This window comes from Nitrincola alkalilacustris (assembly GCF_008973755.1).
GTDB classification, from domain to species: domain Bacteria; phylum Pseudomonadota; class Gammaproteobacteria; order Pseudomonadales; family Balneatricaceae; genus Nitrincola; species Nitrincola alkalilacustris.
Map to the genome: position 1 here is coordinate 484,278 of NZ_WBOM01000003.1, position 15,921 is coordinate 500,198.

Below are 15,921 nucleotides of genomic sequence, written 5' to 3' on the forward strand. Positions count from 1 at the left end.
CAGCCTCAGTCGGTCAGTAGTGACCACTGTGGCTGGCCAGATGCAGGTGCAGCAGGTGCCGTTTGAGACGATTCAGGTTGAGCTGAAGGAGGGGGTCGGTGTTATCTCGCTGAACCGCCCTGAGTCGATGAATGCGTTGAATTCGACGCTGACGCGTGAGCTGGGTGAGGCGATCGATGCCCTGGAGGCAGACGTCTCCATCGGCTGCATTATCCTGACGGGTGGCTCGCAGGTGTTTGCTGCCGGCGCCGACATCAAGGAGATGAAAGGGCAGAGTTTTGCGGATCTTTACAACCGCGACTTCCCCTATATCCAGCGAGACTGCTGGCGTGCGATAGATGATGCGCGCAAGCCGATCATTGCAGCGGTTGCCGGGTTTGCACTCGGCGGTGGCTGTGAACTGGCGATGGCGTGCGACTTCATTATCGCGGCAGATACAGCGAAGTTCGGACAGCCCGAGATCAATATCGGCACCATGCCGGGCGCAGGCGGTACACAGCGCCTGACCCGTGCGGTGGGCAAGGCCAAAGCGATGGATATGTGCCTGAGCGGGCGGATGATGGATGTCGCTGAAGCGGAGCGCAGTGGTCTGGTATCCCAGATTGTGGCACCTGATGCACTGGCGGAAGTTGCTTATAAGACAGCACGCCGGATTGCAGCCAACTCACGCCCAGCTGTGATGATGATCAAGGAGTCGGTCCGCATGGCCGGAAATACCCATCTCAATGAAGGGATGCGTTTTGAGCGTCATGCCTTCCAGTCTACTTTTGTGTTTGAGGACTGCAAAGAGGGGATGGATGCCTTTGCCGAGAAGCGTAAGCCCATGTTTAAGCACCGCTGAGAAAGAGCTTAAGCATCTCTGATTAAGTGTTTAAGATTGCTGAATAAGGGAGCGAAGATGCAGTTGAAAGGCAAGCGTGTCTGGATCACCGGAGCCAGTTCCGGTATCGGTGAAGCGACCGCCCGACTGCTGGCTGCGGAGGGTGCCCTTGTGGTGCTCTCTGCACGTCGGCGCGACAAGCTCGAAGCACTGGCCGCTGAACTGAGTGGGCAGGGAGCTGATGTTCATATCGAGGTGGTGGATGTCTCCGACCGTGCAGCGATGGCGGCGGTCGGCGAGCGCCTGGCTGATCTGGGCGGTGTCGATATTCTGATCAACAATGCCGGCACCATGCCACTGAGTCCGATTCTCTCGGGTCGAGTTGATGAATGGGAGCAGATGATTGATGTCAACATCAAGGGTGTGCTCTATGCGATCCATGCGGTTTACCCCGGCATGGCGGAGCGCAAGGATGGGCATATCGTCAATATCAGCTCTGTGGCGGCTCGGCTTACCTATCAGAGCGCTGGCGTCTATTGCGGCACTAAGCATGCGGTAAGAGCGATCTCCGACACGCTGCGCAAGGAGGCGATCCGCTTTGGTGTCCGGGTGACGGATATACAGCCTGGTTCGGTGGATACCGAACTACCGGACAGCATCCGTCACGACAAGATTCGTACCGCTGTGAAGGACAACATGTACGCGGAAGGTTCGCCGATTCTGAAGCCTGAAGATATCGCACGCGCCGTGCTTTATGTGGTAACCCAGCCAGCTCATGTTGATGTCAGCGAGTTGCTGATACGTCCTCTGATTCAGGAAAACTGATAACCGCTACTGCTCGGATGGCAGCTCGCAGGTATTCAGCCTGTCGAGCTGCTTATCCAGTTTCTGCATGATATTGAACAGATCCCGATACTCCTTGGCCGAGAGACTACCCACCAGCGTACTTTCCCATTCCAGTGCGCGTGGGATCAGCTCATCCAGCAACGCGTGCCCCTTGTCGGTCAGGCTCAGCATCACCTCACGCTGATCATCCGTATTGCGTCGACGGTTGATCAATCCCTCGGTCGCAAGCTGGTTGACCGCGCGCGACACCTTCACCTTGTCCATCTGGCAATAGCGACCGATCTCACGTGCTGTCATCTCGTTCTGGGAGTTCAACCAGACGAGAATTCGCCACTGCGGAATACTGATGCCGAACTCTTCCTGATAGATGTGCGACAGGGAGCAACTGATACGCTGAGCCAGGTTGTTGATCCTGTAGGGCAGGAACTGCTCCAGCCTGAGTAAGACGCGATTGTGATCCAACATAGTCTCCAAGAGCGGTTAGTCTGGCTGCCCGGCCAGTTGCCAGAACCAGGTGGCAAGGCCGATCATGCCACAGAGCGAAATAATAACAGTTAATGGTATGACAGTTCCGTTATAGAAGTAACCAGCCAGTGCACCTGTTGTGGCAGCAGTCCCGATCTGAATCAGTCCAAATACAGCAGATGCTGAACCTGCGTACTCCCGGAACAGGCTGATTGAGCCCGCCTGGCTGTTAGCCAACGTCAGCCCGCCTGAAGCGAACACCAGGAACATCGCAAACAGCACACTGACCAGATTGATCCAGTCTGTCAGGATCGCAAGAAGCATCACCACACAGGCCAGCAGCAACAAGCCCAGCCCTAACCCAATGGTTTTATTCAGCCCCAGTCGAGAGACCAGTCTGGCACTGGAAAAAGCTCCGATCATGTAGCCCATCACATTAACGGCAAAGGTATAGCCGAACAGCTGTGGTGATAGCCCGATCACCTCTGTAATGATATAGGATGAGGAGGAGATGTAGGCAAACATGGCGCCAAACGAAGTACTGGCACAGATCACGTAGGCGATAAACAGGCGATTCTGGATGAAGCGCGGAAAGTTGCGGAAAATATCCATGAACCGCCGCTTTTGTCCCTCCGGATGATCCGGTCGTGTCTCCCATAAAAACAGCAGCACACCGATCAGTGTAATAACCGAGAAGGCCGCCAAGGCGACGAAGTGTGATCTCCAGGTAAACCAGATCAGCAGCCAGCTACCGATAATAGGTGCCAGTGCGGGAATCAGTGCCATGGCCGAGCTGAGGTAAGCCAGCACCTTAGCGGCATCTTCACGCGGGTAGACATCACTGACAATAGCTCGTCCCAGTACCGGACCGACACTCGCACCAAGCCCTTGCAGAATACGACCCACCCAGAGTGTCTCAACAGTAGGGGCCCAGATACAGATCAGCGATGCCAGAAAAAACAGCACCAACCCAAGCTTAAGTACCGGCATTCGCCCCCAGGTATCAGCCAGTGAGCCGCTGATGATCTGCCCAAACGCATAGCCCAGCATAAACAGGCTCAGCGTTAGCTGGACATGGCCGTGGTTGCTGTTCAGGTCTGTGATCATGGCCGGTAGTCCGGACAGATACAGGTCGGTCGATATGGCGCTGAATGCAACAAGCCCGACAAGGACTATGCCCTGTATCAAACCTGGGGATCGCTTAGCAGGAGCAGGGGAGTGACTCATGGGGCATCCTTATCCGAGATCTTAACCCCCGGCAGCCGACCTCATGAGTCAGCTGCCGGGGTAATTATTGGCCGAGATTAAGTCGAGTAAAGCAACTGGGGAAGATAGAGTGCCAGTGCAGGGATGAAGAGTACCATCAAAAGACGCACAATATCAGCTACCCAGAAGGGTGTGATCCCGCGGAAAATAGTGGCGGTCTTGACGTCCGGCACAAGACCTTTCAGAACGAACACATTCATCCCGACCGGAGGTGTGATCAGGCTGATCTCGATCACGATCACTACGATAATGCCGAACCAGACCAGATCGAAACCGAGGCCGGCAACAACCGGGAAGAAGAGCGGCACCGTCAGCAGCATCATCGACATGCTCTCAAGCATGCAGCCGAGAACAATATAGATGGCAAGGATCACCAGCATCACCATCATTGGTGTCAGATTCCAGCTGTTCAGCACTGCCAGAAGCTCCTGAGGCAGGCCAGCTCGGTTGATGAAGTTGGAGAAGATCAGCGCTGCGATTATTACAGCAAACAGCATTGCAGTGGTGCGGGCAGTATCAACCAGCACCTCATAGAGAATGCTCCAGGTCAGTGCGCGTCGCATGAAGGCGATAATGAAGGCTCCGAAGGCTCCGATTCCTGCTGCTTCAGTCGGTGTGAACATACCGATATAGATACCGCCAATGACCAGAATGAACAGCAGCAGTGTGGTACCGACACCCGCAAGGGCTGCAAAGCGTTCCCCCCAGCCGACACGTTCAGCATCTTTGCAGGCATCTGAGTTGCGGCGAACGACATACTGAACAGCGACCAGATAGAGCACTATACCAAGCAGTCCCGGGATTAGCCCTGCGGCAAACAGTTCACGGATACTCTGTTCGGTCAGAATACCGTAGATCACCAGCATGACACTCGGCGGAATCAGTATACCAAGTGTGCCACCGGCAGCGATGGAAGCGGTCGCCAGCGCATCGGAGTAACCGTATTTTCGCATCTGCGGCATCGCCACTTTGGTCATCGTCGCCGCTGTGGCCAGGCTAGATCCACTGATGGAGCTGAAGCCTCCGCAGGCCAGGATGGTCGCCATCGCCTGACCACCACGAAAATGACCGATAAAGGCATTGGAAGCACGGTAGATCGCATCCGACAGCCCCGCCTTGGTCACCAGGTTGCCCATCAGAATAAACAGAGGAATGACCGACAGGCCATACTCCTGGCCAGTATCTACAATGCGGCGGGCCGACATGGCGGCCGCTGCGTTCCAGTTACCGCCCAGGACATAATAGAAACCGATAAAGCCGATGGCTCCCATCGCAAAGGCAAGCGGGACACGCAGCAGGATCAGTGCAAAAAGAATGGCGAAGCCGATAAGTGATTCAAACACAGTAAAGCTACCTCAATACCGATGAAACCAGATTACTGGCCGTTGGGCTGATTATTGTTCTTGTCGGGATGAGACACGCTGCCCAGATACTGATCGGACATTTTTTCCGGATCATGATGGGCCCAGGTCTTGTAACCGAAGATTTCAGGCACATAAAAAAGAGCACGAATAAGGGTGAAGGCGGCTGCAATCCATGCCATTAATGACATGAGATATATCAGGTAACCAACTGGTATTCTTAAGAATTCTGTTACATCTCCATAAGACATGGAGCGTCCGGCAAAGGCCCATATCCGATCAGCCATCACATAAAGTGCAAAAGTACAGATACCGTTGATGACGATCTGACGCCAGGGCACGATCCAGGCAGGCACCCACTGGTCCAGCAGGTCAACAGCAATATGCTCCTCTTTCCAGCACACCACTGGAAACGAGCAGAAGATAACAACTGCCAGCATCAGCTGAATCAATTCAATTGCACCGAGCAGAGGGGAGTTGAAGAAGAAGCGACCGATGACATCAAAAGTGGTCACCAGCATCATGCCGAGCAGGGCGATACCCGCCAGACCTTCCAGTCCGGTTCTGATGACGCGCTCGGTGTTGTGTGTAAGCTTGGCCAGCATGAATAACCTCGGATCAATCGGGGTGGCATTCGGCAGAGGGCTTGATGCACTCTACACTGTTCAGTCATGCAAATGTTCGATGATGCATACAGTGTAGAGTGCTTTGAGGGAAACAGCAGGGCTGTCTGATTACTGAGTCAGTTCTGCGAGCTGGGCTTTGAAGAAGTCCAGTGCAGCCTGCGCTTCCACGCCACTTTTGGTAGCATTTTCAACCCAGGTGGCTTCCAGATCCGCTGTCAGTTCACGTGCAGCAGCCACCACTTCAGGTGAGGCTTCAGTGAAGGTATTACCCTGCTCTTTGGCGAAGGCGACACCGCTCTCGTCAGAGATATCCATCATCTCACCGAAGAGACGTGACAGACGCTCACCGGACACACCCATGATCGCTTCACGGTCAGCAGCGGACAGAGATCCCCAGGTGTCCGGGTTGATGACGATGGCAAAGCTACCACGATACAGGCCACCTGGCAGGCTCAGCGTGTAAGGGGCGACCTCTGCTACACGGAAGGAGCGCAGACCTTCGAGGGTCAGGAAGGCACCATCGATGACACCCTGTGAGGCGGCCTCATAAGTCTGAGTAGGTGGCAGGTTGACGCCAGAGATCTCAAGACGGCGGGCAATTTCAGACATTACGCCACCGCCGACTCGCATGCGTTTGCCTTTGAGTTCGTCCAGAGATTCGATTTTTTCACGGCTGAAGATCTGACCAGGACCATGCACACCAACGGCCAGCACCTCGACATCGCGGTGCTCACGGGCCTTGGCGAGGTATTGTTCATGGGTGCGCCAGTAGGCGGCTGACATCGCCTCGGAGGAGATATCTTCAAAGAAGGGCAGTTCAGGCAACTCGGTGGTCAGGAAGCGGCCGGGGAAGTGACCATGGAACATCCAGGTGACATCACCGATACCATCCGCAACGATATCCATCTGCGAGTGCGATGGCCCCAGGTCATAAACCACATTCAGTTTGACACGACCTTCAGTGGCTTCTTCGATCCATTCACCCCAGGTGGGCCATACCATGGAGTTGATCCCATGATTGGGGGATGCCCAGGTGCTGACGGTCAGCGTTGTCTGAGCCATGGCAGGGGTAAAGGCTGTGGCGGCCATCAGGCCTGTCGCCAACATGAGGGACTTGATTGTTTTCATTCGTCTATCCTTTCGAGAGTTTAAGGCGTTGTATTTATAGTTTCACTCGAAACTTACCCAGTCGTCGCTGAATAAAGGGTCGCTACCCGGCAGCGATCTTGATGAGCAGTATCAATCGCGCTGTTTACTGGGTATTGAACGTTAAGCAATATCTGATATATTGCCGCCCACTGTCAAGCAGGCCCTATCAGACTATTGGTTACATATGAAACCAATAAAGGGGCTTTTCCTCCAGCCTGTATAGCAAGATCAGGTTTTTTTGAGATAGCTCAGCTGATCCCGAATCAGACACTGAGCGGCACTGATTTAGAAATTAAATCCTTGATCTGAATCAATATTGATGATTAATTCGTAAGTGGGTGCGGCCCTCGATTGGTCCACTATCAGTGATGGAAGCCACTGTATTCAGGCGTTTTTCTGTTAAGCTTTGTTTGGATACTTTCCGAATAAGAAACAATGTTATTCATTTTTTGACGCGGTGATACTACCCGCTGATCCGACTGATTAAGGGGACGGGATTTGGATCTGTTATCTGCCATGGCGATCTTTGTCAGAGTGGTCGATCTTAAAAGCTTTTCGTTGGCAGCAAATGAACTGGGCATTTCCAGCTCCTCTGTCAGTAAGCAGGTATCACAACTGGAAAAGCATATCGGTGCCCGCTTGCTGCAACGCACTACACGGCGGTTGAGTGTGACAGAGGCGGGAGCAGCCTATTACGAAAAGTGCATCAGCATCATGGCTGAGGTGAAAGAAGCCGAGAATCTGGTGTCACAGCTCCAGGGGAAGCCCCGCGGCATACTGCGAATCAATTGCAACATGACCTTTGGGCAGTTTCAACTGGCCAAGTCGATCCCTTCATTCATGGAGAAATTTCCTGAGGTACATTTTGAGGTTACTCTGGATGATCGTATGCCGGATATTGTCAGAGATGGCTTTGATCTGGCGATACGCATCACGGACCCTCAATTACCTGATTCCAGCCTGATTGCGAGAGAGATCTCAACAATTCCGATGTATGTCTGCGCGACGCCCGAATATATCAGGCAGCATGGCCGGCCAGACACGCCAGATGCACTCAGAGCTCATAACTGTCTGATATTCGTACATGCCAGTAATGCCAACCTCTGGTCCCTGCGAAAAGGGGAGAAAAAATACAGTATTCAGGTCAGTGGTGATCTGCGCGCCAATAACAGTCTGATCGTACGAGAGGCGGTGCTGGCACATCGCGGCATAGCGAATCTGGCGTCCTTTGTGATTGAGCCCTATGTGGCAAGTGGTGAACTGGAACTGGTTTTCCCAGAATATGAGCCGGAGCGCCTCAGTATTTTTGCGGTATACCCTGATCGCAAGTATATCTCACCCAAGGTCAGTGCCTTCATTGAGCATTTTCAGCAATGGCTTGAAGACAATCTTGAGTTGCAGATCAAGGTTTGATGGGGAGGTGCAGAGAGTGTACTGATTGAAAAAAAGTGCTCCAGAAGGGTTCTGGAGCACTCCAACTGGTCAGGCCTCCAGTGCCTGAAAAGCTTCCCGAGTCAGGTTGCGGCTCTGTGTGTCTGCTATTACCAGATTGTCCTCTACACGAATCCCGCCAAAGGGTTTAAGGCGCTCGATCAGGTCCAGATTGCAACCGTGTTGTGGTATCTCGCGAACCATCCGATCCAGCAGCATGGGGATGAAGTAGAGGCCCGGTTCGATGGTGATCGCCATTTTGCTTTCCAGGCGGCGTGTCAGGCGCAGAAAGGGTGCATCGTCGCCCGGTTTGAGCAACGTACCCAGTTCGTCAATCTGATGTCCAGCGACATCATGTACCTGCAGGCCAATCAGATGACCCAGTCCATGTGGTGAAAATACCTGCGGAATACGCTTGTCCATCTGCTCATCCACTGGCAGGGTACAGATGCCCATATTAAGCAGGACAGCGGCGATCTCACGAAGCCCTGTCTGGTGCAGGTTCTGATAGTCTGTTCCGGCCACAGCGGCTTCGCAGATGCGATGTTCCAATGCTTCCATCTGATTCAACAGCTCTTCAAACAGCGCTCCATCCGGAGTGCGATTGTTGCAGTAGGTGCGGGTAATATCACTGCAGTAGCCAAGATGGCTCGCACCGGCATCTATCAGCATGGAGCGATGACTGTCAGGTTTTTGCCATTGCTTATGCTCATAGTGCAAAATAGCAGCGGACTGATTAAGACAGACGATACCGGGGTAGGGCTCATCAATACTGAGCTGCTCACTGGCGCTGAGAAAGTCGAGATAGATCTCTGCTTCACTTTTACCGGCATGAAAACCAGCTTCGGCGGCAAGGTGACCCTTAACACCCTTGATGCTTGCCAGTTCCATGCAGGCGATCTCGTAGTCACTCTTGATGGCGCGTTGATAGTAGAGCGGAAGCAGCAAACGATCGGGGTTGATCTCCAGCTTGAGTCCCAGAGAGTTCAGCTGCGGATTCAAGGGGCCCAGCCAGGCAATACTGCCCTGCAGTGCCGGCATCCAGTCTTTCAGTGCACGAGCTGTGTCAATCTGCCACAGCGACTGCCAGTCTCCGTCTGGAATCCGGGCAGTGGTGTGCCAGAAGTCGGGTTTGTCAGGCCAGACCAGTCTGGGCTTGCCTTCACGACTGATCAGAATAAACAGATCTGGTCGGGCAACAAAGGGTAGCCATTGCTGAGCACCGGCATAGGCCTTGTAAGGATGAGTATGGTCATCATGGAAGTAATAGGACTGACTACCGCTGCTGATGATCAAGTGATCAATATCGGTGCTGCTCATCAGTGACTGATACTGTTTGCACAGTCCCAACAGGTGTTGCGGGTAGAGTTCTGTTGTCATAAATGAACGTTCTCTGAATAGCCTGTGACAAATCTGGTCGTATTAACCTGTAACTTGCATATAATGTTCAATAGCTGAAAGTGTACTCAGACTAAAATTTTTAGTACATATAATATTTTCATAAATTGCACATTTTTGTTGAACAATGTTAACGCACAGCTTTTTATAATACGGTTTTTTACCGAAACACACTTTACATCGAATAAGAAGAGAGTAACCCAATGAGTCACCCTCAAGAGCAGGACGCCATTACGCTGACATCTGCAGCACCCTTAGGCCAGCTTGCCCGCAGTCGCCGTAAAGAGCTCGGATTGACACTTCAGCAAGTGGGCGAACGGGCCCATCTTTCCATTGGATTTATTTCGCAGATGGAGCGCAATCTGGTATCCCCGTCACTTGCGTCACTGGTCAATCTGGCCAAGGCGCTGGATGTCAGCGTCGACTATTTCGTCAAGATGCCGGAAGGGGTTGGGCATATTTCGCGGAAGTCTGAACGCAAGTCGATGCAGTTCAGTAACAATGGCCTGACTTATTCACTGTTGTCGACCGAGTTCAATGGCCAGACCATGAGCGCCATTGAGATAGACATGGAGCCGGGTTACCTATCTGAACTGGTCAGCCACGAGGGCGAAGAGACCATGCTGGTGCTGGAAGGGGAGCTGTTTCTCAAGCTGGATGGGCAGGATCATGTTTTGCGGGAAGGCGATTGTGCGCATTTTCAGTCAACCATGCCGCACCAATGGGGCAACGCTTCTCAGGAAGTGGTCACGCGTGTTTACTGGGTGGGCAATCTTGAGGTGAACTTCAAACCCACACAGGCTGAATAGATGGGTGCTGGCAGCAGATCTTGGTAGCATCTATCGAAAACAGGGGGTGATCATGCCGAGCCCGATCTGGATCAGCCATCGTGGCTACAGTCATCATGAAACCGAGAACACCAGAGCTGCATTTGACGCAGCGCTGGATCTCGGTTTCATGCATTTCGAGACAGATCTTCGCACCACCCGCGATGGCCATCCAGTACTCTGCCATGACCCGGATCTTGAGCGCATCGCGGGTGTCTCCCGCTCAGTTGAGAGTAGCACCCGCTCCGAGCTGGCATCGCTTCGTTTGAAGACGGGCGGAACCCTGCTTTTCTTTGATGAGATGGTTGAACGCTACTCCGGGTATCACTGGATACTGGATATCAAACCTGAAAGTGGCATGCAGACACTCAACCGCTTGCTGCAGCTCTGTACTCAACACGGTTACAGAGAGTTCCTGACACATCAGGTACGCTTTCTGTTCTGGCGATCGGAGCAGGAGCGGTATCTGCTGGGGCATCATCCCGATGCAGTCTGTATGGTGAGAGAGGGCGGCTGTCGTCGTGCCGGTTTTTGTTGCCTGATGCGCCTGCCGTGGCTTGCTGACATTTCACCGGGAAAGGTGTATTCACTGCCACCCCGTTTTAAGGGTATTGAAGTGATGAGCCCCGAAATTGTAGCACGCTATCATGCCTATGGTGCCAAAGTGCTGGCGTTTTTGCCGGAGACAGATGCGGATGCGAGGCGAGCGCTGGACGCTGGTGTGGATGAGATACTGACTAATCATCAAATACTGACCTGATGATAGTTATCGCTTGCAGTGGCAGGCACTCGCTTCAAGAAGACGAGGGCCTGCCTGTTCAGCATCAGCTGGTTTTCAATACATTCGCAACAGCCTTGCAGACATAGTCAAGATTCTGCCCAGACAAACCCGCTACATTCACACGACTGGAGTCGACCATATAGATGCTGTACTCATCGCGCAGACGGTGAACCTGTGCAGCCGAGATACCCAGGAAGGAGAACATGCCTTTCTGGCGCTCAATAAAGCTGAAATCCTGCGCCACACCCTGTTGGCTCAACGTATGATTGAACTGTACGCGCAGATCGCTGATCCGTTTGCGCATCTGTCCCAGCTCCTGTTGCCAGAGGTTGCGCAGATCACCATTACCCAGAATCACTTCCACTATAGCGGCCCCGTGATTGGGGGGCATGGAGTAGTGAGAGCGGATGGTGCCGAACAGCTGGCTAGCCGTGTTGGGCGCCTGCTGTGCATTGGCGGACAGGATCAGCAGTACACCTGTGCGCTCACGATACAGGCCGAAGTTCTTTGAGCAGGATGCTGCGATAATCAGCTCAGGTACTTGTTCTGCCATGAAGCGAACACCGGCGGCATCCTGATCCAGCCCGTCACCCAGACCCTGGTAGGCGATATCAACAAATGGCAGCAGCCCCTTGCGCTGAACCAGTTCGGTGACTGCCTTCCACTGCTCCAGATTCAGATCGGCACCGCTTGGGTTATGGCAGCAGCCATGCAACAGCACGATATCACCGGTTTTGGCGTTTTCCAGTGCCGACATCATCTTGTCAAACTGAATGCCGCCACTGGCATGGTCATAGTAGGCATAGGTCTGGATCTTCAGACCTGCACCACCGAGCAGCGGGATATGGTTGGCCCAGGTTGGGTCGCTGACCCATACAGTGGTATCGGGTGAGCAGCTTTTCAGAAACTCTGCAGCCATGCGCAACGCACCACAACCGCCCGGTGTCTGGGCAATCGCAAGGCGATCACTCAGTTGCTGATACAGGGACTGACCCAGAATCAGTTCGCTGATCAATTGATTGTAAAGAGGTGAGCCAGCCGGTCCGATATAGCTCTTGGTCAGCTCCTGCTCAAGCAGGATGCGCTCGGCACGGTCAACGGCCTGCATGATGGGGGTGTTGCCCAGCTCATCCTTATAGACCCCCACGCCAAGGTCTACCTTGTGCGGATTAGGGTCCTGCCGATACAGTGCCATCAATTGCAGTATCGCGTCGTGGGGCTGGGCTTGAATGACTTCAAACATTTTTATTCTCCTCAGGCTGCGCTGGCGGTAGCGACAGCAACTCCATTTTTATACTCTGCGAGCAGGATCCGGTGCTTTTCAGCTGCTTTTTCAGCCGCTTGCTCACGCACCGGGCCGAAGCCTCGGATCTCGGCAGGCAGATTAGCCAGTTCTACAGCCGTTGCATAGTTCTCTTTATCCAGTGATCCGACAAACATATCCAGCAGTGCTTCATAGTCGGCCAGCAGCTGTCGGTCCAGTTTACGATCGGCACTGAAGCGGAAGGGGTCGAGTTTGCCATTTCTGAGATGACGCAGACCGGCCAGCACTTTAAGAGCCTTCAGCATCCAGGGGCCAAAGCGACGTTTGGCCGGGCGCCCCTTGCCATCAAGTGCCTTTGACAGCAGTGGTGGTGCCATATGGAAATTGATGGTGTAGTCACCACTGAAGGTGCTTTCGATCTCCTTCAGGAAGTCTGTTTCGGTGAACAGACGTGCCACTTCATACTCATCCTTATAAGACATCAGACGGAAAAGTTGTTTCGCAACGGCTTCGCTCAGTTTACCAGAAAAAGCGCTGCCTGATTTGCCGACAAGCTGTTCTTCGGCTTTCATGACTCTGGTCATCTGCTCGCGATAGCGTGCTGCCCAGGCGCTGTTCTGATAGCGGGTCAGATACTCTGCATTCTTCTGTATCTGCTGCTCCAGAGTCAGTGGCTCAACGATTTCTGCTGCGGCAAAACGGGACTTGAGGTACTCCGCATCTGCTGCAGCCAGTCGACCCCACGCAAATGCCTGCTTGTTCTTCTCAACCGCGACGCCGTTGAGTTCAATCGCGCGCTGCAGAGCAGCCATGGAAACCGGTACCAGACCACGCTGCCAGGCAAAGCCCAGCATCATCATGTTGGAGAACACAGTATCACCCAGCAGGCGCTCGGCCATGGTGTTGGCATCCATGCTGTCAAAACCGGATTCACCGGCTATATCGGCCAGCATGCCGACGCGCTTGCGACTGTCCATATTGGCATCACGGAAGAGTACATAGTCCGCTGTCGGCAACTCCGCCTGGTTGACTACGATACGGGAGTGGTCCTTACGCAGTACATTCAGGGCTTTCTGCGAGGTCGCAACCACCATATCACAGGCGATCAGGGCATCGGCCTGGCCCTCTTCAATACGGACCTGATGCAGCTTTTCAGGACTGTCGGCCAGGCGAACATAGCTTAATACCGCACCACCTTTTTGCGCAAAGCCCATAAAGTCGAGTACCGATGCACCCTTTGATTCCAGGTGAGCGGCCATGGTAATCAGCGCACCTATGGTGACGATCCCGGTTCCACCGACACCCACGACCATCATGTCATAGGTGCCTTGCAGGGCAGGCTGCAAGGGTGAAGGCAGATCGTTTACCCGCTTCCAGAAACTGTCACCGACGCTTTCCGCCTGAGGCTTGCGCAGTTCGCCACCTTCAATGGTGACAAAGCTCGGACAGAAACCCTTCACGCAGGAGAAATCCTTGTTGCAGGAGGACTGATCGATCTTGCGCTTACGACCCAGCTCAGTCTCACGCGGCACAATCGACAGACAGTTGGACTGCACGGAGCAGTCACCACAGCCTTCGCACACATGATGGTTGATAAAGGCGCGCTTGGCAGGATCAGGGAACTGGCCACGCTTGCGACGGCGGCGCTTCTCGGCGGCGCAGGTCTGGTCGTAGATCAGTACGGTACAGCCTTTGATCTCACGCAGCTCACGCTGAATGCCATCCAGCGCATCACGATCGTGGAAGGTAACCCCCTTCGGGAACTGACCTTCATGCCCCTTGTACTTCTCCGGTTCATCACTGAGCACGACAATGCGTTTAACACCTTCGGCGGCGGCGTGGTTGGCGATCATCGGTACCGTGATCTGACCATCCACCGGCTGACCGCCGGTCATGGCAACGGCATCATTAAACAGGATCTTGTAGGTAATATTGACGCCTGCTGCAACCGCCTGGCGGATCGCCATAGACCCTGAGTGAAACCAGGTGCCTTCACCCAGGTTCTGGAAGATATGGCCGTTGCCGGTAAAGCGGCTCTTGCCGACCCAGTTGACCCCTTCACCACCCATCTGTATCAGGGATTCGGTATCTCGCCCCATCCATGAGGCCATGAAATGACAACCGATACCGGCCAGCGCCTTGCTGCCCTCAGGTACTTTGGTTGAGCTGTTGTGAGGGCAGCCGGAGCAGAAGTAGGGCATGCGACGCACACCACCGGGGTCCTTGATCCCACAGCTGTGAGCCTGCAGCCTCGCCAATGGCTCATCAAAGCTGATATTGAAGAAGCGGCTCAGGCGGGCGGCCACAAAACCGGCCAGTATGCGCGGGCTCAGTTCGCCGACATAGGGAATCAATGGCTCACCGACTTCATTCTGTTTGCCGACGATCAACACCTCACCGGGGCGATCCGGTTCAGACATCGCTTCCTTGATCTGACTCTCGATAATGCCGCGTTTCTCTTCGATCACCAGCACTTCCTGCTTGCCGTGAACAAAGTTGAGCATGCCCTGCTTCTCGATCGGCCAGACCATGCCGACTTTGTAAATATCGATACCCAGCTCGCGTGCACGGGCTTCATCAATCCCCAGCATCTCCAGCGCTTCCATCAGATCAAGATGGCCCTTGCCGGTGGAGACGATGCCGTAGCGTGCCTGGGGGTTATTGAACAGGCACTTATCGATCGGGTTGGCACGGGCGAATGCCTGTACGGCTGCCAGCTTGTGCTCGATACGAGTTTCCAGCTGCGGCCCCGGCAGATCGGGCCAGCGATAGTGCAGGCCAGTGGCGGGTGCTGTGAAATCGGTTGGCATAACGAATGTGGGCAGAGGCTTGAGATCAACCGATGCCGCACTCTCGACCGTTTCGGAGATCGCCTTGAAACCTACCCAGCAACCGGAGTAGCGCGACAGGGCATAGCCCCAGAGTCCGAAGTCAATATACTCGGCCAGGTTGGCAGGGTTGATGGTCGGCATGAACCAGGACATAAAGGCAACATCGGACTGGTGCGGCATGGAGGAGGAGACACAACCGTGGTCATCACCGGCTACGACCAGTACGCCGCCGTGCGGGGAACTGCCATAGGTAGTACCATGCTTGAGCGCATCGCCTGCGCGATCCACACCTGGCCCCTTGCCATACCACAGGCCAAATACACCTTCGACCTGTTTATCAGGGTCGGTCTCTACCTGCTGGCTGCCGAGAACCATGGTGGCGGCGAGGTCTTCGTTGATCGCGGGTACAAACTCAATCTTATGCTCGTCAAGCAGCTTCCGGCATTGCCACAGCGCCTGATCATAACCACCGAGGGGAGAACCGCGATAGCCGCTGATCAACCCTGCAGTGTTGAGGCCGTTTTGCTTATCCAGAGCGGCTTGCATCAGGGGAATGCGAACCAGTGCTTGAGTACCGGTCAGGAAGACTCTGCCTTCCATGCGGGTGTAACGATCTTCCAACTGATAATCATCGAGCTTGGAGATATGGCTATTCATTGACGTTGCCTGCTGGGTCTGATTTCTTGTTATGTCACCCGTGGCGGAGAAAACAGGATTCCGCCACAGATGCAGTGGTTACATCCATTGTAGGAAAAATCAGGAGAAAGGTGCTTGCGAAAAAGGCAGTCAAACTGTCTGGTTAAGAAAGAATATTTACTTTAATGGTAATTTTGTGATGATTTATTTCCAAATGCTT

At 53.9% G+C, this 15,921-nt stretch carries 13 protein-coding genes; 5 read left to right on the plus strand and 8 right to left on the minus strand.

The window, feature by feature from the left end; translation table 11 throughout:
• The first annotated feature begins 55 nt into the window (after nucleotides 1-55).
• Nucleotides 56-841, plus strand: a complete 786-nt coding sequence (locus tag F7R27_RS07710) for an enoyl-CoA hydratase-related protein (protein ID WP_151703644.1) — start codon at nucleotides 56-58, stop codon at nucleotides 839-841.
• Nucleotides 842-898: 57 nt separating this feature from the next.
• Complete coding sequence (locus F7R27_RS07715) at nucleotides 899-1,645, plus strand: SDR family oxidoreductase (protein WP_151703645.1); 747 nt, start codon at nucleotides 899-901, stop codon at nucleotides 1,643-1,645.
• 6 nt (nucleotides 1,646-1,651) lie between these two features.
• Here the strand turns inward: F7R27_RS07715 and F7R27_RS07720 are convergent, their stop codons facing one another.
• The 5 genes from F7R27_RS07720 to F7R27_RS07740 all read right to left on the minus strand — a co-directional run bounded on the left by F7R27_RS07720 (nucleotide 1,652) and on the right by F7R27_RS07740 (nucleotide 6,512).
• Nucleotides 1,652-2,128, minus strand: a complete 477-nt coding sequence (locus F7R27_RS07720; protein ID WP_420846618.1) for a MarR family winged helix-turn-helix transcriptional regulator — start codon at nucleotides 2,126-2,128, stop codon at nucleotides 1,652-1,654.
• A gap of 18 nt (nucleotides 2,129-2,146) precedes the next feature.
• The gene (locus F7R27_RS07725) at nucleotides 2,147-3,358 is read right to left on the minus strand and encodes a multidrug effflux MFS transporter (RefSeq protein WP_151703647.1); all 1,212 of its coding nucleotides are present in this window, start codon (nucleotides 3,356-3,358) and stop codon (nucleotides 2,147-2,149) included.
• Nucleotides 3,359-3,435: 77 nt separating this feature from the next.
• The gene (locus F7R27_RS07730; RefSeq protein ID WP_151703648.1) at nucleotides 3,436-4,740 is read right to left on the minus strand and encodes a TRAP transporter large permease; all 1,305 of its coding nucleotides are present in this window, start codon (nucleotides 4,738-4,740) and stop codon (nucleotides 3,436-3,438) included.
• A 32-nt stretch (nucleotides 4,741-4,772) separates the two neighbouring features.
• The gene (locus F7R27_RS07735; protein ID WP_151703649.1) at nucleotides 4,773-5,363 is read right to left on the minus strand and encodes a TRAP transporter small permease; all 591 of its coding nucleotides are present in this window, start codon (nucleotides 5,361-5,363) and stop codon (nucleotides 4,773-4,775) included.
• A gap of 129 nt (nucleotides 5,364-5,492) precedes the next feature.
• On the minus strand, nucleotides 5,493-6,512 hold the full coding sequence (locus tag F7R27_RS07740; protein ID WP_151703650.1) for a TRAP transporter substrate-binding protein: 1,020 nt from the start codon (nucleotides 6,510-6,512) through the stop codon (nucleotides 5,493-5,495).
• A 519-nt stretch (nucleotides 6,513-7,031) separates the two neighbouring features.
• Between F7R27_RS07740 and F7R27_RS07745 the strand changes: the two genes are divergently transcribed.
• Nucleotides 7,032-7,946 carry a LysR family transcriptional regulator gene (locus F7R27_RS07745; RefSeq protein WP_151703651.1) on the plus strand — a complete coding sequence of 305 codons (915 nt, stop codon included), beginning with the start codon at nucleotides 7,032-7,034 and terminating at the stop codon, nucleotides 7,944-7,946.
• Nucleotides 7,947-8,015: 69 nt separating this feature from the next.
• On the opposite strand, the gene pepQ is transcribed toward F7R27_RS07745, so the two are convergent.
• Nucleotides 8,016-9,344 (minus strand): Xaa-Pro dipeptidase, encoded by a 1,329-nt coding sequence (pepQ, locus tag F7R27_RS07750; protein WP_151703652.1) that lies wholly within the window; start codon nucleotides 9,342-9,344, stop codon nucleotides 8,016-8,018.
• Nucleotides 9,345-9,565: 221 nt separating this feature from the next.
• On the opposite strand from pepQ, the gene F7R27_RS07755 reads away from it, so the two are divergent.
• Entirely contained in the window at nucleotides 9,566-10,171 is a 606-nt protein-coding gene (locus F7R27_RS07755) for a helix-turn-helix domain-containing protein (RefSeq protein WP_151703653.1), read from the plus strand.
• A 52-nt stretch (nucleotides 10,172-10,223) separates the two neighbouring features.
• Entirely contained in the window at nucleotides 10,224-10,949 is a 726-nt protein-coding gene (locus F7R27_RS07760; protein ID WP_151703654.1) for a glycerophosphodiester phosphodiesterase, read from the plus strand.
• Between the two features lie 64 nt (nucleotides 10,950-11,013).
• On the opposite strand, the gene F7R27_RS07765 is transcribed toward F7R27_RS07760, so the two are convergent.
• On the minus strand, nucleotides 11,014-12,213 hold the full coding sequence (locus F7R27_RS07765) for an amino acid aminotransferase (RefSeq protein ID WP_151703655.1): 1,200 nt from the start codon (nucleotides 12,211-12,213) through the stop codon (nucleotides 11,014-11,016).
• Nucleotides 12,214-12,224: 11 nt separating this feature from the next.
• The gene (locus F7R27_RS07770; RefSeq protein ID WP_151703656.1) at nucleotides 12,225-15,722 is read right to left on the minus strand and encodes an indolepyruvate ferredoxin oxidoreductase family protein; all 3,498 of its coding nucleotides are present in this window, start codon (nucleotides 15,720-15,722) and stop codon (nucleotides 12,225-12,227) included.
• Nucleotides 15,723-15,921 lie beyond the last annotated feature (199 nt).